Annotated in this window: 18 protein-coding genes; 5 read left to right on the top strand and 13 right to left on the bottom strand. The window is 60.5% G+C overall.

The window, feature by feature from the left end; all coding sequences use genetic code 11:
* Positions 1 to 186 precede the first annotated feature (186 nt).
* Together ACFQDI_RS08130 and ACFQDI_RS08125 are read left to right on the top strand one after the other, a co-directional pair.
* Positions 187 to 498 carry an EF-hand domain-containing protein gene (locus tag ACFQDI_RS08130; protein ID WP_377165285.1) on the top strand — a complete coding sequence of 104 codons (312 nt, stop codon included), beginning with the start codon at positions 187 to 189 and terminating at the stop codon, positions 496 to 498.
* A 138-nt stretch (positions 499 to 636) separates the two neighbouring features.
* Positions 637 to 2,988, top strand: coding sequence for a PSD1 and planctomycete cytochrome C domain-containing protein (locus tag ACFQDI_RS08125; protein ID WP_377165283.1), 2,352 nt, complete (start codon positions 637 to 639; stop codon positions 2,986 to 2,988).
* Between the two features lie 13 nt (positions 2,989 to 3,001).
* Here the strand turns inward: ACFQDI_RS08125 and ACFQDI_RS08120 are convergent, their stop codons facing one another.
* The 13 genes from ACFQDI_RS08120 to ACFQDI_RS08060 all read right to left on the bottom strand — a co-directional run bounded on the left by ACFQDI_RS08120 (position 3,002) and on the right by ACFQDI_RS08060 (position 14,315).
* Positions 3,002 to 3,463, bottom strand: coding sequence for a DUF5069 domain-containing protein (locus tag ACFQDI_RS08120; RefSeq protein ID WP_377165281.1), 462 nt, complete (start codon positions 3,461 to 3,463; stop codon positions 3,002 to 3,004).
* A 59-nt stretch (positions 3,464 to 3,522) separates the two neighbouring features.
* The gene (locus tag ACFQDI_RS08115; protein WP_377165279.1) at positions 3,523 to 4,173 is read right to left on the bottom strand and encodes a hypothetical protein; all 651 of its coding nucleotides are present in this window, start codon (positions 4,171 to 4,173) and stop codon (positions 3,523 to 3,525) included.
* A 2-nt stretch (positions 4,174 to 4,175) separates the two neighbouring features.
* Positions 4,176 to 4,757, bottom strand: coding sequence for a hypothetical protein (locus ACFQDI_RS08110; RefSeq protein ID WP_377165277.1), 582 nt, complete (start codon positions 4,755 to 4,757; stop codon positions 4,176 to 4,178).
* Positions 4,754 to 5,971 carry a hypothetical protein gene (locus ACFQDI_RS08105; RefSeq protein ID WP_377165275.1) on the bottom strand — a complete coding sequence of 406 codons (1,218 nt, stop codon included), beginning with the start codon at positions 5,969 to 5,971 and terminating at the stop codon, positions 4,754 to 4,756. The genes ACFQDI_RS08110 and ACFQDI_RS08105 overlap by 4 nt, the downstream gene beginning before the upstream one ends.
* A complete protein-coding gene (locus ACFQDI_RS08100; protein ID WP_377165273.1) occupies positions 5,955 to 6,986 on the bottom strand; it encodes a type II secretion system minor pseudopilin in 1,032 nt (343 codons plus the stop codon). The genes ACFQDI_RS08105 and ACFQDI_RS08100 overlap by 17 nt, the downstream gene beginning before the upstream one ends.
* Complete coding sequence (locus tag ACFQDI_RS08095) at positions 6,983 to 7,651, bottom strand: type II secretion system protein (RefSeq protein ID WP_377165271.1); 669 nt, start codon at positions 7,649 to 7,651, stop codon at positions 6,983 to 6,985. The genes ACFQDI_RS08100 and ACFQDI_RS08095 overlap by 4 nt, the downstream gene beginning before the upstream one ends.
* Positions 7,623 to 8,036 (bottom strand): type IV pilus modification PilV family protein, encoded by a 414-nt coding sequence (locus tag ACFQDI_RS08090; RefSeq protein WP_377165269.1) that lies wholly within the window; start codon positions 8,034 to 8,036, stop codon positions 7,623 to 7,625. Before ACFQDI_RS08090 ends, ACFQDI_RS08095 begins: the two co-directional genes overlap by 29 nt.
* Positions 8,033 to 8,503 carry a pilus assembly FimT family protein gene (locus ACFQDI_RS08085; protein WP_377165267.1) on the bottom strand — a complete coding sequence of 157 codons (471 nt, stop codon included), beginning with the start codon at positions 8,501 to 8,503 and terminating at the stop codon, positions 8,033 to 8,035. Before ACFQDI_RS08085 ends, ACFQDI_RS08090 begins: the two co-directional genes overlap by 4 nt.
* A 41-nt stretch (positions 8,504 to 8,544) precedes the next feature.
* Positions 8,545 to 8,982, bottom strand: coding sequence for a type II secretion system major pseudopilin GspG (gene gspG / locus ACFQDI_RS08080; protein WP_377165265.1), 438 nt, complete (start codon positions 8,980 to 8,982; stop codon positions 8,545 to 8,547).
* 27 nt (positions 8,983 to 9,009) lie between these two features.
* Positions 9,010 to 10,263, bottom strand: coding sequence for a type II secretion system F family protein (locus tag ACFQDI_RS08075; RefSeq protein ID WP_377165263.1), 1,254 nt, complete (start codon positions 10,261 to 10,263; stop codon positions 9,010 to 9,012).
* Between the two features lie 2 nt (positions 10,264 to 10,265).
* On the bottom strand, positions 10,266 to 12,035 hold the full coding sequence (locus tag ACFQDI_RS08070) for a GspE/PulE family protein (RefSeq protein ID WP_377165261.1): 1,770 nt from the start codon (positions 12,033 to 12,035) through the stop codon (positions 10,266 to 10,268).
* 165 nt (positions 12,036 to 12,200) lie between these two features.
* Entirely contained in the window at positions 12,201 to 13,256 is a 1,056-nt protein-coding gene (locus ACFQDI_RS08065) for a peroxiredoxin family protein (RefSeq protein ID WP_377165259.1), read from the bottom strand.
* A gap of 6 nt (positions 13,257 to 13,262) precedes the next feature.
* A complete protein-coding gene (locus ACFQDI_RS08060; RefSeq protein ID WP_377165257.1) occupies positions 13,263 to 14,315 on the bottom strand; it encodes a CAP domain-containing protein in 1,053 nt (350 codons plus the stop codon).
* Between the two features lie 221 nt (positions 14,316 to 14,536).
* Here ACFQDI_RS08060 and ACFQDI_RS08055 point away from each other — a divergent pair, with 221 nt between their 5' ends.
* From ACFQDI_RS08055 to ispH, 3 genes are read left to right on the top strand one after another with little or no spacing between them, the layout of a single operon-like run.
* Positions 14,537 to 15,193, top strand: coding sequence for a hypothetical protein (locus tag ACFQDI_RS08055; RefSeq protein ID WP_377165255.1), 657 nt, complete (start codon positions 14,537 to 14,539; stop codon positions 15,191 to 15,193).
* A complete protein-coding gene (locus ACFQDI_RS08050; RefSeq protein ID WP_377165253.1) occupies positions 15,190 to 15,492 on the top strand; it encodes a transcriptional regulator in 303 nt (100 codons plus the stop codon). Before ACFQDI_RS08055 ends, ACFQDI_RS08050 begins: the two co-directional genes overlap by 4 nt.
* 48 nt (positions 15,493 to 15,540) lie before the next feature.
* A complete protein-coding gene (gene ispH, locus ACFQDI_RS08045) occupies positions 15,541 to 16,437 on the top strand; it encodes a 4-hydroxy-3-methylbut-2-enyl diphosphate reductase (RefSeq protein WP_377165251.1) in 897 nt (298 codons plus the stop codon).
* The last annotated feature ends 9 nt before the right edge of the window (positions 16,438 to 16,446 follow it).

The raw sequence follows: 16,446 nt of genomic DNA, 5'->3' as shown, positions 1-16,446 counted from the left end.
ACGCCGCACCCGCCCCGCGCGAGTGCGGCGTTTTTTTTGCCTGCGCCAGACAGGCGCGGCAGGGAGGTGAAAAACTGTTTTGAAATTATCGAAACAGATCGGGAAACGGATTGTTTAACACGCCAGATGCCGGGCTGGGATCCCCTGCTCCGGCACCCATACCCCAACAACCCAAGCTCAATCCACATGAAAGTTATCACCTCGTTTTTCACCATCCTGACGCTTTCCGCCGTGACGTCCTTCGCCGCTGATGGCGATGCGCCCAAGAAGCCTGAAGGAGACAAAGGCAAGCCCAAGGCAAGCATGGAAGAGCGCTTCAAGATGCTCGACAAAGATGCCAACGGCTCTGTGAGCAAGGACGAGTGGATGGCGGGTCCGCTGGGCAAGAAGGACGCGACCAAGGCCGGAGAAATGTTCGGCCGCCTGGACAAGGATGCCAATGGCTCCATCAGCAAGGAAGAGATGGCCGCCGCAGTCAAGAGGAAGAAAGACGCGTGAGAACGTCTGGCTGACCAGCCTGTGAAACAGGACGCCGCACCCGCCCCGCGCGAGTGCGGCTTTTTTGTGCCCGCATACGCCAGAACACGGAAGGAGCCTCGTTGTCACCCACGTATCTTCAGACTGATCATCAACCGAATGCTCCGCAGCATCTCCATCACACTCCTGTCTTTCACCGCCGCCAGCCAGGCTGCGGTGGACTATGCCACGCAGATCAAACCGCTGCTGCAACAGCACTGCGTGAAGTGCCACGGGGCCACCACTCAGAAATCCCAGCTCAAGCTCGACACGGCAGACGCCGTGCGCACAGGCGGCAAGCACGGCCCAGCACTGCCGGATCTGCTCGTGCAAGTGGTGTCTGGCAAGCATGGCGAAATTCCACAGATGCCCTACAAGCGGGGACCGCTCGACTCCGCGCAGATCTCACTGATCAAGCAATGGGTGGAAGAAGGTGCGCAGGCACCCGCGGGGGAAAAGCCCAGCGACGACCGACACTGGGCGTTCATCGCGCCTGTGAAAGCGGCGCTGCCAGCCGGTGAGACGCGGCATCCCATTGATGCCTTCATACGTGCCAGCCTTGCCAAGGCGGGCCTTGAGCCTTCGCCACCTGCCGCACCTGCGACGCTCATGCGCCGTCTTCATCTGGACCTCACCGGACTGCCTCCAACACCTGCTGAAGTGGCCGACTTTCTCACGAAGCCTGCGGCGGGCATCCGGGAGCTGGTCACCAAGCTGCTCAGCTCCAAACACTATGGCGAACGCTGGGGGCGCTGGTGGCTTGACCAGGCGCGCTATGGAGACAGCAATGGCTACAGCATCGACGCTCCACGCAGCATGTGGCCGTATCGTGACTATGTGGTCAATGCGCTGAACGAAGACAAGCCCTTTGACCAGTTCACGCTGGAGCAGCTCGCCGGAGACATGCTGCCCAAGCCTTCGCGCGAGCAGCTGATCGCCACCGGCTTCCACCGTAACACGCAGATCAATCAGGAGGGTGGGATCGACAAGGAGCAGTTTCGCATCGAGAGCGTGTTTGACCGGGTCGCCACCACGGGGACGGTGTGGCTGGGTCTGACGATCGGCTGTGCGCAGTGCCACGATCACAAGTTTGATCCGATCAGCCAGCGTGAGTACTACCAGCTGTTTGCCTTTCTGAACAACCAGGACGAGCCCACGCTGCCCGTCCCAGACCCAGGGCAGGATCTGGACAAGCTGAAAGCTGAGCACGCCCGGGTGCTCAAGCAGATCGATGCGCACATCAAGGAGCGTGCCGCCATGCTGCAGGAGTGGGAAAAGACGCTCGGAGAGCAGTCCAAAAAGCTGGTCGATGCGGAAGCCCTCAAGTCCCTGGCAAAACCCGCCGCGAAACGCGGTGCGGCCGATCAGCGCGTTCTCTTCAAGGCGATGACGGGCACATCTGACAGCGTTTTTAATCCGCTGTATGACCGGCACCTTGAGCTGGAAAACATTTTCAAGAACGGCACGACCACGCTGGTGATGAAGGAACTGCCGCAGCCGCGCAAAACGACACTCTTCATCAAAGGTGATTTCACACGCCCAGCCGACGAAGTGCTGCCGGGCGTGCCCTCGGTGCTGCCTCCCCTGCCCGCAGGCGCCAAGGCTGACCGGCTTGCCCTGGCACACTGGCTGATTGATCCCAAAAATCCGCTCACGGCGCGCGTCATTGTGAACCGGGTCTGGCAGCAGTATTTCGGACGCGGCCTCGTCGCGACAGAGAATGATTTCGGGACGATGGGCCGGCCGCCGACCCATCCGGAGCTGCTTGACTGGCTGGCGGTCGATTTCATGGAGCATGGCTGGAGCCTCAAGCACCTGCACACGCTGATCGTGACCAGTGCCACTTACCAGCAAAGCTCTGTGATCAGTGGCACAGCGGCACAAACCGACCCGAACAACGACCTGCTCTGGCGGCAGAACCGGCTGCGGCTGGATGCTGAAGTGGTGCGTGATGTCTGCCTGGCGGCAAGCGGCCTGCTTTCGACCAAGATGGGTGGCGCTCCCGTCTATCCGCCCATTCCCGAAGGGGTCATGTCCCTGGGGCAGGTGAAACGGGGCTGGCCTCTGAGCAAAGGCAGTGACCGCTACCGTCGGGGGCTGTACACCTTTATTTTCCGCGCCACTCCGCCTCCAGCGCTCAGCGTCTTCGATGCGCCGGACGGCTTCAGCACCTGCACACGCCGCATCCGAAGCAACACTCCGCTGCAGGCCCTGACCCTGCTGAATGACAGCGCCTATGTGGAGTTTGCCCAAGCCCTGGCAGCACGGCTGGTCAAGGAGGCCAAAACGGATGAGGCCCGCATCGACAGAGCCTACCTGCTGTGTCTCGCACGCGCGCCCCTGGAGCGTGAGCGCCAGGCTCTCATGCGGCTGCTCGCAGATGAACGCCAAGCAAACACCGCCGAGCCGGAGGCCTGGCAGGCGGTGGCACGAGTGATGCTGAACCTGGACGAGACCATCACGCGGGAGTGAGCATAGCTATGGCTCAAATGCCTTCCCAGGCGCGGTCGCCGACGGGATCGCGGCCCTCATCATACTCGATGTGATCGATGAGGGTCTCGATGGGCTTGCCGACCAGACCGCTGTCGAGAATCCGCTGCGGGAGAACGGCTGAACGCTCGTCCCGCCAGCCAAGCTTGGCGATAAAGCGATTCCACATATGGCACTCCTCGTCAGAGCGCGTGATGCCGCAAGCGTGCACCCAGGCGAGAATTTCCTCATCGGAACCGCCTTCGAGAACGCGAGTCTGGAGCGCCGAGTAAGGCACGCCGAGAAACCGGCAACAGCGTCCATCCAGCGTGTAAAACTGAGAGTCGCCCAACTGCGCTGTGTAGTCGGCGGGAAGCTTTGAAGCAGCGTGAAGGCGGACCTTGTCGAGCATACGGCCGAAATAAATGAGGCGGCCGACTTTGGCGTAGCAACTGCGCAGACCTGGGACATGAGGCATGCCGACACACTTCCGCAGCAAACCGTCTGCTGGCAAGTCCTGAACATGGGCCGCCTACCTCACGGTGGGGGGAGCGGCACATCATTGATCTTGGGTGCCGAGGCGCCAGGGGCACCCGACGGAACCGGCGCTGACATGGACGGCGGCGGAAGAATGGGGTTTGGCGGCAGAGCCGTCTGGCCTGGAGACGGGACTGCGTTTGGGCGCTGCGGCAGGCCCTGGCGCTGAGCCGGCGCCAAGGCCTGCTGCGAGGGAATGGCGCTCCTGACTTCGATGGGCGGAGCGGCGGCGGCGGGGTCGGCAAAGCTGATCCATCCGGCCTGGTCACCTTTCTGCAACTGGATGCGTGTTTTGTCCACACTCTCGCCGGGTTTCACAGCACGTATCTTGATGCCCATTTCGTTTTCAGACCCAATGCGAGCCTCCATGACTTGCGAGGTAGTGCGGTCCACGAGCACCGCAACGACGCCGCCGTCGATCTCATAGATGCCGGAGAGGCTGAGATTGTCGGCAAAGTTTGGACCGGCTGGCGCATCTGGCGAAGGAAGGTCTTTGGTGGTGAAGATGGAGCGCTCCCACAAGGCGGCAAAATGCTGGAGCTTGGGAAAGGATACGGGTGCATCCTTACGAGGCTTTGCTTCCTGAGCCGGAGCATGCAAAGCGAAGATGGCCAGTCCAAAAACCGACATGGATAGAATGAAGGGATTCATGGCTAGTTGACTTTGCTGACCTTGGGGGCCGCTTTTTCACGGTAAAACTGGGTGAACTCGACCTCGGCATTGACCGTCTTGCTGGTGCCGCTGGGATTGATCTGCATGCGGGTTACGCCCAGGAAACTGGCGGGCTGCTGCAACGCATGCAGCCAGGCAAAAAAGGCCTGCTCCTTGACGCCGGCGAGGGTGATCTTCACCGTGGCTTTGTCAAAGTAGCCGAGAGTCTCCTCAAGAGGCAGACCGTCTGGCCCAAGAACGCGCTCGGCCTCGATGAACTCCTTGCCGCCGACGGCGACACCCATTTTGTCCGCCTCTGCAGTGATGACTTCAAGCAGCCTGGCTGAAGCCTCCTGGCGGCTGGTGAAGCCTGGGCAGTTTTCTTCGAGCCAGCCGTACCTGTCCGCCCATTCCGCCCCCTGCGAGATGGCGAGGTTCATGTCGGCAAGGCGGTCGCGAAGGGAGCTGTTCTCCTCCCGTATGGCCATGTAGTTTCTAAAGGCGTACATGAGCCCGCCACCGCCAATGATGACGAGGAACAGGAAGGCAAAAACGCCAAGAAGAACTTTCTCGCTCCTCTTCATTCTCCGAGTCCTCCTTTCAGTTCAAAGCTGGCGCTGTTGTCGCTGGCAAATGCCGGTGGCGGACCATTCAGGCCGTAAGGCGCAAGTGCCTCGACCGACTTGAGCGCCTGGATGTATTCAAAGGCCAGCGTGGCATTGGGCATGCGCCCCCGGAGGCTCATGCGCTCCGGCGTCCATTCCCAGTGTGTGATGGAGACCTCCTTGGAGGACGGAGGCTCCATGAGGTGGAGCAGCACCTGCTGCGGCCAGACTGAGGGATCAGCCGCAGGCGCGGCCTCCTGCCATGCTTTCTTGTGATCCATGACCTTGGAGGCCCGAGGGGTGAGCATGGCGACTTTTTCACGCAGCATGTTGCGCTCCTGCAAAGCCAGGGAGGTGAGAGTGGCGACGAGAGCGATAGCCGCTGCGATCACCGTTCCGACGGCCAGGGCCATGAAGCGTGTCTTTGCACGGCGCGTCTGATTTTGACGCTCCGAAATCACATCCTGCGGCATGATGAGGCTGGAGCCACGCTCAGGCATGGTGGGTGCCGGCATCTCGCAGCGGTAGGCGGCCAACCCCGTCACACGCTGGATCTGTGCGAGGTCCCCTTCATCTATCCACAGGACGATGCTTTCGAGACGGCCCAGCACGCCCTGGAAGCCAAGCTGCAGACAGATGTTATTGAGCTCTGCGAGTGCATTGCCATCCAGCCTGATCGCGGACAGAGGGGTGCAATAAATCAGCTGAGGCCCGCTGGTGATGGCAACCACGAGACGCCCCAGCTCACGGAAAATCGTGAGGCTGTTCTGCACCAGAGGATAGCACAACGCATGAAGTGTAACCTCATCTGGCAGGCGCGAGGTGTCTGCGAGCGGTGTGGCGAGATCTTTGAGCGCGAGAATGCGGGTGAGATACGCGCCCTCCTTTCCCTGCATGTTGCGAACCTGCACTCCGTTTTCGCCGTCACCGGCCTTGATGCCCATGCGCTCAAGGTGCAGAAGGCCCATGCTGCGAAGATGCTCAGGCTGACCTTTGAGCCAGGCTGGCAGCGCCCAGAAATGCACGGCGGGAAGCGCGAGCACGCGATGCTGCGCGTCCTTGCCAAAGGTGGCGCCTTCGGCGTTTTGCTCAGCAGTCAGCTGGCATGCAGCGCCCTCCGCACCAGCCCAGCTTTGCCAGACTTGCGCACCAGGAAGCAGCAGCTCGCAGGGATGTTTACGTGTCTTTGCCATGGGAGGGAATTTCACCGCGCCAGACGGCTCTGCCGTCCTGCGTGATGAGGATGAGTTTGCGTTTCAGGGGACCGAGAGAGCCGACGCTCTCGATGCGGCGGATGGGACCGGCGAATTGAATCCACTGCGTAAGCTGAGCCAGGATCTGAGGCTGATAGACCCCCAGCAGCTGCGCCACCTGCGGCACACTGCCAAGCCGAACATCATCCTGCGTGTGCAGGGCACCATCACGACCCGCGCGCAGCGTGAGCAGGGGCTGCACACGCTCCAGAGGCACATCTGCCAGGAGTGCGATGAGCTCCGGACGTGCGTCATTCACGTCCACACGGCCGTCGCCAAAGACGGTGAACCATTCGCGCCAGTCCGGCCGCTCGGCGTTGACGATGTCCATGCCGCGGACGAGCAGCATCTCCTCGACCTCCTTGAAGGGCCGGTTGTAGGGCATGCCCTCAAAGCCCATCTTTTCGTATTCGCGTTTTTCGGCGCCATTGAGGCTGGCATGGCCGTCTGCATCGACCCAGTCCTTCAGCGCATCGCACAAGGCAGAAACGAACTCGGGCTTGAAGCCCCAGCTGGTGAAGAGACGGCGAAGCAGCACTTTGTCGCCTGAGAGGATGAGATGGTTGGCGTTCAGCCGGGCCTCCTCGGCCACGAGCCTGACGTTGTAGCCACCGCCATCGTTTGCGCTGAAGTGGAGCAGCGGGTCGTCTTCGCGCATGACAGGGTGGCGCGCCACCTCCAGGCCCATTTCCGCATAGCGCTTGGCAAAAATGCGCCCTCGCATCATGCGTGTGAACTGGGAGTCCGCCTGCAGAGCCTTGGCCCCCGAAAACACCACCATGCCGAGGATCGCGATCATCCAGAAAACCACGATGAGAGCGGAGCCGTTTTCCAATGACGAATGACGAGTGCGGAATGACGAACGAATGACGAAGCCCGAACGACGCGCACGGACTTCCTGACAGGCTGCACCGCCCATCATCCGATCTTCGATGACTGGAAGTTGATGCGTCATTGCGGAGGAGGGCTCTGCGGCACGCTGGTCTGAGCGAGATCGTTGGCGATCCAAAAGGTGTACTCGTGCTCGCGTGGGTCGGCGGTGAAGGCGAACTTGAGCTTCATGAAAAGAGGAGGCTGCGGACGCTTCTTGGGGTCCCAGCTGGTGTACCATTTCTTTTCCTCCGGCTCATAAAACTGCCACTGCATCTGCCTGAGCCCTTCGAGGATGGGGAGCTCGGCGATGAGATTGTACTCCCCCGGAGTGCGGGCTTTGGGATTGATCTTGAAATGGCGGACGACGAGGCTCAAATCTTTGGCCTCACGATTGCGCACGACACCGAATTCGACAGCATCGGCGAGCTTCAGATGACGCTCCCACGCAAAGGGCATGTGACCACCTGCGATGAACAGGCTGCCCGAGGCACCACGCGCCACTTTTTCCAAGCCGGCGCTGAGCTGGATTCCCGGGTCCATGGTTTCCAGGTAATCACGCCACTGGGTGACAAAGTTGCTGATACGAGTCTCGGCCACCCGTGAGGTGCTCATGGATTTGCCGAGCTGGAGCGCACCATTGGCCACGCCATAAACAGCGCTCAGGATGAAACCGATGAGCGCCATGGCCATGATGACCTCGAGCAGCGTGAACGCGGCCTTAGATCGGACTGCGGGGCGAGTACACATAGGTTTCCATGCTGCGTTTCATGCGCCGCGTGCGCCCGTCATTGATCCATGCTTCGGCGCGGATGCGAAACATGTGGTCGAGCTCGACCTTGTCCTTGTTGATAAGTTTGACCTTCTCAATCGTGGCGCTGGCATCGATGTGGTCGGCGGTGGGATTGAAGGAGATGCTGGCGGCCTTGAACTCGGGCTGGTGCGCGACTTCGGCGAGCACGGACTCCAGCACGCGGAGCACCTGTGCCTCCTGGCGTGCCGAGGTGGAAGCTTTGGCGATCTCCTCGATGGCGCGCGTCATGCTGACCGCAACGAGCGAAAACAACGCCAGCGCGATGATGATTTCGAGCAGGGCGAAACCTTGAGAGGAAGAGGATGTGCGCAGGTGTTTCATCCGTTGACCTGAATGGATTTGCGTTTCGCGCAGCCGGTGAGCGGATCGAAGCCGATCTCGATCTGCCCTGCGGGGCCGCTGATGCGAACCTCGATGGGCTCGCAGATGCCACTGGGGGTGAACTCCCAGGCTTCGCCGCGCCTGGGCTTGCGAAAGGCGGTCTCGCCATAGCGGCGCACCTGCAGCATGCCGCTGAACTCATCAGTGGCGCCGAATGCGCCGGCGGAAAGCTCCATGCGCACCGTCTGCTGGCTGTTGAGCGCCTGCAGCATGTTCTGCCGGGCCGTGGTTTCGATCATGGCCGCCGCACGCCGCAGCTTGTCCTCAGCACGCACACCGGAGATGCTGACCGTGGCAATGCCGATGATCATCATGGTGAGCGTCATCGCGACAATGATCTCCAGCAGGGTGAAGCCCGTTGCGCAGGAATGACTAACACCACGCCGAGTATTCAGCGTGGTTTGCAAGGTCTTGGTGATGGACTTGCAGTGAGTCACTTTTTTCTTCTTTATTGATCCCAGCTGCCGACGTCGTCGGCATTGTCAGCGATGCCGTCAGGACCGGAGGAATAGACATCGAACCCGGTCTTGTCTTTGACGCCGGGGCGGCGGTAGTGGTAGGCGTTGCCCCAGGGGTCGATGGGCAGCTTTTTGAGCTTGGGGCTCCAGCTCTGGGGAACCGGACGGCTGGCGGGTTTTTCCACGAGGGCTGAGAGACCCTGCTCGGTGGTGGGAAGGAACATGTTGTCCACTTCGTAGGCGCGCAGAGCGGAGGTGATGCTGCTGATGTTGCCTTTGGCGGTGGTTTTTTTGCCCCCCTCAAGCACACCGCCGAAATTGACGATGGCCGCGCCCACCAGGAGCGCCACGATGGCGAGCACAAGGATCATCTCGACGAGGGTGAAGCCGGACGTCGGGTGGCATGGTTGTGTGTGTGTGTGTTTCATGTGGATGTTTTGGGAGCAGCAGAGCCTCTATTTATTGATGCTGGAAATGGTCTGGAAGATGGTGGTCATCATGAGGTAGGCCATGAGGCCGACCATGGCCGCCATGAGGCAGACGATGAGAGGCTGAATGAGTGCTGCGAGGGTGTCGATCTTCTTGGTGAGTTCGCGGTCAAAGCGCTCGGCGGCACGTGCGAGTGCTGCGGGCATGTCGCCTGTCTGCTCGCCAATGTTCACCATGTCGATGAGAAGCGGAGGAAACTGTCCGCTGCGATCTAGCGCCCGGGAGAGCGAGACGCCTTCGCCCACATTGCGCATGACGCTTTCGAACTCCTGGCGCAGGTAGGGATTGTCCGTGGCCTGGTGGGTAAGCTGCATGGCATGCACCATGGTGAGGCCGTTGCCGAGGAGGTTTGCCATCGTTTCGAGAAACTGGACGTAAAAGCGGGCGCGGAAGATGGCGCCGAAGAGGGGGATGCGCAGTTTGAAGCGGGCCCACGGAATGGCGGACTCCGGGCGTGAGATCCAAGCCTTGCCAAGAATGTAGCTGACGATTCCGCCAAGGATAATCATCCACCAGGAGGCCTTGAAGACGTCGCTGACCTTCAGGATGATCTGCGCGGCCAACGGCAGGGAGCCCCCGGTGGAGTCGAGCATCTCCGTGAGTTTCGGAATGAGATAGACCACAAAGAGCAGCGTGACGGAGACTGCTGCGACAATGAGGAAGGCCGGGTAGAGCAGCGCGGAAAGCACCTTGGACTTCAGGGCCTGCAACGAGCGCATGTACTGGGCCTGACGCTTCAGGATGATGCCGAGAGAGCCGCTGGCCTCACCTGCCGAGACGAGCGCGCAGAAGAGCTTGCCAAAACTGGGGCTGGTGGCCGCGATGGCTTTGGAAAATGCCATGCCATCGCGCACCTTGCCACGCAGGACGGTGGCGAGTGTCTTGATGCCGGAGAGCTCGCGGCGGCGCTCCATGGTGGCTAGCGCAGGCTCGAGCTGGATGCCTGCGCCGACGAGGTCGGAGAGCTCTTCGATAAAGAGGACAACCTGAGGGAGCTTGAGCCTGATGGGACCTCCCGGGATCGCTTCTGCTGCCGCAGCATTTTGCCGGGCCTTGGCGGCAGTGCTGGCAGAAGCTTTGGCATCCCCTGCGGCTTCGAGCATGATGGGCTGAATTTTCTTTTTCCCCAGCAGTGCAAACGCTTCGCTGCGATCCGACGCAGCGAGCTCTCCGGTGATCACACCGGAGGGGCCTTGCGCGCTGTAGATAAAGGTGGGCATGGTCAGGCAGCTAGACGGGTGGGAGGCAGGACCGTTGTCTGAGACGAGTGGCTGCGGTCGCCAGCGGCGGTGACACTGAGGACTTCCTCGACGGTGGTCTCGCCGCTGAGCACTTTCTGAAAGCCGTAACCGCGCATGGGGATGTAGCCGTCCTTGATGGCCTGCTTGTGAAACTCGGCCGGATGTGCGCGGCTGTTGATGAGGTGCTGCAAAGCAGGAGTGACCAGGCAGACCTCGTAGATGGAGAGACGGCCCTGGAAGCCGCTGCCGCGGCAGGCCTCGCAACCCACGGCGCGCATGATCTTGCCGGGCAGATGCGCGGGAAAGCCGATGGACTTGAGATAGCCCTCCTCCACCTGCGTGGGGGTTTTGCACTGCGGACAGAGCTTGCGCACGAGACGCTGGGCAAAGAAGGCGCGCACGGCACTGGAGACGAGGAAGGGCTCCACGCCCATGTCGATGAGACGGGTGATGCCGCCGATGGCGTCATTGGTGTGGAGGGTGCTGAAAACAAGGTGGCCTGTGAGCGCGGCGCGCACGGCGATCTCAGTGGTTTCGAGATCGCGCATTTCCCCAATCATCACGACATTGGGATCGCCGCGCAGAATGCTGCGCAGCCCAGCGCCGAAGGTGAGGCCGATCTCGGGCTTTACCGCGATCTGCACGATGCCGGGCATCTTGTACTCCACCGGATCTTCGATGGTGACGATGCGCCGGTGCGTCTGATTGAGATCGGTGAGGAAGGCGTACAACGTGGTCGATTTGCCGCTGCCGGTGGGGCCGGTGATGAGGATGATGCCGTTGGGCAGTTTCAGCAGTTCATCGACCACGGGGCGGATGTTGTCGGTGAGGCCGAGGCGGTTCACGGTGACCTGCTGCTGTGCGAGCAGACGCAGGCTGACGCTCTCCCCTTCCACCGATGGAATGGTGGCCACACGCACATCGATGGCGAGGCCATCGAGTTCGAGATTGATGCGGCCATCCTGCGGCAGTCGTTTTTCGGCGATGTCGAGACGAGCCATGATCTTGAGGCGTGCGATCACGGAAGCCTGGAGAGACTTGATGTTCTCCGGCACAGGCAGCTCTTCGAGGCGGCCGTCGATGCGGTAGCGAATGCGCAGGCGATCCTGCTGCGGCTCCACGTGAATGTCCGTGGCGCGTTGTTCCAGACCACGGCGGATGATTTGATTCACGAAGCGCACGACGGAGGCTTCTTCGTCCTCGGGTTCATCGAGCACGGTGACTTCATCCTTCAGATCTTCCGCGCCCCAGTCAGCACGCCCACGCAGGATCTTCTCAAAGGTGTCTGCACCGAGGCCGTAGAGTTTTTGCAATCCTTCGACGATGCGGGTGCGCTGCCCCACGTGCCAGACCACAGGCATGGTCAGGCTGGCGGCCACACGCTGATGCGCGACGAGGCTGAGGGGATCAAAGGTGGCGATGTGGAGCGTGCGCTCCAACTCCGCGCCGTCTTCGCTTTTTGTTTCCTCCGTGAAAACGGGAAGAAGGCGATGGCGGAGGGCGATCTCTGCCGGCAGCAGACGGCGCATGCCCTGCTCTGCTGGCTGGTCATCTTCTTTGGGTTCCCACCATGGCAGGTTGAGCGTTTTGGCCAAGGCGGTGAGGAAGTCGCGCTCACGCACGCCTTCACAATCCAGCACGGCATCCACAAAGGAGGTCTGATTGAAACAGGCATCCTCCACCGCCTGCCGCACGGCAGGAAGATCGGCACAACCCGAGTCTTTGAGGATCTGATCGATGAGTGGAAGCATGAGGACGGAGCACCTAAATCTGGCCTTATAATGCCGTATAATTATGGTTTTTCATAGAAATGGCAAGTTTTTAATGAAACTGAACCATTTAGAGAGCCGAAAAGTTGAGGTGACCCAACCCTCCTTTGGCATCGTTGGGGGGTACTCCCCTGTCCAGCCTTCCGCTTATTTGCCAGCTGTGATCTGCGACACCATCGCGTCCAAGGTGCCGTTTTTGATGGCGATCACGCCTTTGGGGTCGATGAGGTAAAGCGTTGGGAAATTGCGCAGGTTGTAGAGCGTGGTGTTGGGGCCGCTGCTGGTGTTGTCCAGCACGTTGCGGAAGTTCACCTTGTAATCGGCCAGCGCCTTTTTGGCCTCGGTCTCGATGTCGGTGTTCACCCCGATCACGACGGCGTTTTTGTCTTTGAGCTGTTCTGCAGCCTGGTTCATCAGCGGCAGCGTGCCGTGGCAGGCATGGCACCAGCCGCCCCAGAAGATGACGATAACGTATTTGCCGCGGTAGTCGCTGAGCTTGAAGTTCACACCGTCGGCGTCCTTGCCCTCGATTTCGGGTGCTTCGCAGCCGACCTGCAGGCTCGTCATCTCGAAGAACATTTTTGCGGCGAAATCGGACAGCTTGAAGCCCTGAATGGTGACATCCTCATAGTCGGCGTAGAGCTTCTTGAAACATTCGACCGCTTTCTCCTTGGAGGCTTCGGCCGAGGCGCGGTCGGCAGAGGCGTCAAAGTTCTTGAAATGGATGGCGCCAAGAGCGTAGAGAGCGGCGGCTTTTTCGTCGCGATGCTTGTTTTTCTCGATCACGGCCTTGAGCACAGGCTCAGCGGGCAGGCCGTGGTATTCGAGCTGCTTCACCGCCTCGGCAATACCTGCGCGGTCTGCAAAGGTGGAGCCGAGCATCTTCAGGGCTTCCTGACCTTCGGGAAAACCGGCCGCGCCGGTAACCAGCCAGTTCACAGCTTTCACCACGTCCGGCTGGTCCAGGTTTGCCTGCACCAACTTCATCATCTTTGTGGCATAGGGGCCGGCGCTGGGAATGCTGGCGCGGTATTTGTTCTTTTCCTCCTCGGTGGCGGCGGCGATGAGCTTCTGAGTGTTGGCGCGGACGGAGTTTTCGTATTCATCAATGATGGCGCGGATCTCGGTGGCCAGAGATGAGGCAGGTAACTGGGCCATAGTGGAGACGACGGACAGCAGCAGGAGGAGGATGATGGGTCTCATGATGAATCAGCGAAGAGTGTGACGTGTGCGGGACCAGAGCCAAGGGAGGCCTGCGATCAGGCAGAGCAGCAGACTGCCGGGCTCGGGGACAACAGCGAAAGACTCATAGACGTTGTCGTAAACCAGTACGGGAACGCCGTAGTCGTCCGTGTGCTCGGTCAGAGTGAAAGTCCTGGCGGCAAGACCGGTGTCTGGTGCCTCCACGCGATAAACCACTCCATTCACAAGACCAGTCAGCGCGATGTTAAAACCGCCGGCGCTGTTGCTGAATCCGCTGGCCACAAGGATGCCGGTGACATCGTTGTAAACATTGATCAACTCCCCGGCCAGCCCCTCCCCCGGGGTGTAGAAGGCGTCCGCCAGGATCGTGTCCTGATAGATGGAGCCCGTGAGTATGGCGTCTGAGATGAAATTCGTGCCATCATAGCGGAACTGCGAAGCCAGATGCTCGGTAATGACATAAGGCCCGGTGGCTGCGGTATTGGTCCCTGGAATGGCGATGTTTTGAAAACCGATGCCTATTTCCTTCATGGCCAAATCCAGCAGCAGATCGCGGTGTCCGGCCGGGTTCTGAATGCCATTGCCATAGCCAGCGGTCGCCCCATTGCCATCGCCCCAATCGAGCACGAATGCAGCATGGGCATGAAAAGGCGAGTGAGCCGAGGCAAAGAGGTTTTCACCGGCATTCAGCCAGTTGGCGCCGTAACCGCCGTTCATGATGCGCTGCTCAAGGCTCAACCCGTCCAGCGTGTGCGACTGCTGGTCGCTGGTAACCATCAGGTTCGAATAGTTTGTGGCGGACACATTCAGGGCACTGTTCCAAGCCAGCGGCGGAGCGGCCACCAGAGTGGAAAACTGCGAAGCCAAGTCTGAGGCACTGGTGCCAAAAAAGTTCAGTGCGTAGGCGATGCTGGGATCATCGGATTTGGTGCCAGCCCATACGCCGGGAGAAGAAAAATTGACCAAGTTTGACAGTTCCCCCTGAGGGTCGGTGCGGAAGCGATTGATCAGTTCCAGCATGTACTGCTGCTCCGCTGTGGGGTCATTCCCCAGAGCCATGCCTGGCCAAAAAGTGGCTGCGCACAGCATGCCCGCGCACCAGCCACGCCAGCTAAGGCGGGGAAATTGGCGAAGGGCTGATGGGGAAAGGTTCACTTTCATTAACTTATAGTAATTATAATCGCATGCCAAGCTTGTTTTCATCCCCGCGCCCGAGAATGCTGACTTTGCGGCACAAAGTTTTACTTGCATGATTCACTTTGGCGCACAAAGTGATCTGCATGAGCACGACCGAAGCCGCCTTGGAGAACCTTCGAATCATCCGTTCCCTGATGGAAAAGGCGCACATTTACCGCGCAGTGTCAGCTCCCGCCGCACTCACCGGAGGCACGCTGGCGCTTGTGGCGTCCGGGTGGCCGGTGTGGCACGCCCTGAAAAATCAAGGCGATGCCGTGATGTGCGACCTGTGCTTTCTACAGACCTGGCTCATCATTCTGGCGGTCTCCTCAGTTTTGAACGTGTTTCTGCTAGCCAAGGAAGCCCGGCGCCGCAGCCAGCCTTTTGTCTCGCCCGGCATGCGCATGGCCTTGCGTGCCTTTGCGCCACCGATGCTGGTGGGGGGAAGCGTCGGCATCGGGCTAATCGTGTTTCTGCACAATCTCACTCTGGCAGCACTTGTCTGGGCACTGTGCTACGGTCTGGCACTGCTGAGCACGGCCAGCTTTTCGCCCCGCTCGCTGCTGCGCCTCGGCTGGGCCTTTGTGCTTGCGGGCTTGCTGGCCTTTTTCGGCTGGGCGGCGTGCAGCGATGTGCGCCTGCTCTCCAGTGACCTCGGACCTGCGTCTGCCGTCATGGGCCTGACCTTCGGCGTGCTGCACGTGGTGTATGCCATGGCCGTGTTTTTGAGCGCCCAACCTGCGGAGGTGCAGCCGCAATGATCGACTTCGATCAGATTGACAAGCTCATTCACGAAAAGGGCCGGCTCTCCATCATGACGCTGCTCTCCACACGCGGGGAGTGGGCCTTTCAGGATCTCAAGGCAGAACTCAGCATGAGCGACGGCAATCTCATCTCCCATCTACGCACGCTTGGCACCGCCGGTTACATCAAGGAAACCCGCGACGAATCCGGCCCCCGCCCACGCACCAGCTACGAGCTCACTCCCGAGGGACGCAAGGCCTTCAAGGAGTACGTCGAGGTGCTGGGCGAGATCGTCAAAGCGGCACAGCAAACCTGACCCACTGCTTTTTACCCAATCACTTTGCCCCACAAAGCTAACAACACTATGAACATCATCCTCGCCCAACATCACGGCATGTGCTTCGGCGTACGCGACGCCCTGCGCAGCACCCATGCGGCCGCCCAGCGTGCGCCGCTCACGATCCTCGGCCAACTCGTCCACAATCCCCTGGTGGACCGCCATCTCGCCACCCTCGGTGCACAGCGCGGCGACCTTGAGGATTTGCAAAGTGCGCACACGCAACAGGTCGCCATCACTGCGCATGGAGCTGCGGACAAACACCACCAGTCCTGGCAAAAGGCGGGACACACCGTCATCGACACCACCTGCCCACTCGTCAGAAAGGCGCATCAAGCACTCGCGATGCTGGTGAGCGAAGGCTACCAGCCTGTCGTCATCGGCCAGAGTCAGCACGCTGAAGTGCGAGGTCTGACCGGCGACTTTCCGGCAGCCGTCGTCGTGCAGGAAGAAGCAGACCTGGACCGCATTCCTGCGCATCCGCGGCTCGGGGTCGTCTCACAGACCACTCAGCCGGTCGAAATCGCGCTGCGATTGGTGGATGCTATCAAACGCCGGCACAGCGGGTCCGAGGTACGGTTCGTTGACACCATCTGTCATCCCACCAAGCAGCGACAGACGGCCATGGATGATCTGCTGCGCGAATGCGATCACATCGTTGTCATCGGCGGGCGGAACAGCAACAACACGCGACAGCTGGCGCAGAAATCTTCCGCCCACGGACTGCGGACGCTGCAAATAGAACGCCCGGAAGAACTCGATCCCGGGTGGTTTCGTGATGCGCGCAACGTGGGCGTCACGGCCGGCACCTCCACGCTGGATGAAACGGTGGATGCCGTGATGCAGCGCCTCCGCCAGATCGCCGCCGAAATGCGCAGCTCCCCCGTCCATGAATTTCTCCGCTCCATGCTCCACGCCGCCTAACCCAACCAC

The sequence above is a fragment of the Prosthecobacter fluviatilis genome (assembly GCF_042655725.1).
Taxonomy (GTDB): domain Bacteria; phylum Verrucomicrobiota; class Verrucomicrobiia; order Verrucomicrobiales; family Verrucomicrobiaceae; genus Prosthecobacter; species Prosthecobacter fluviatilis.
Note: the sequence above shows the minus strand (reverse complement) of the source record. Positions and strands in the feature narration are given on the sequence as shown.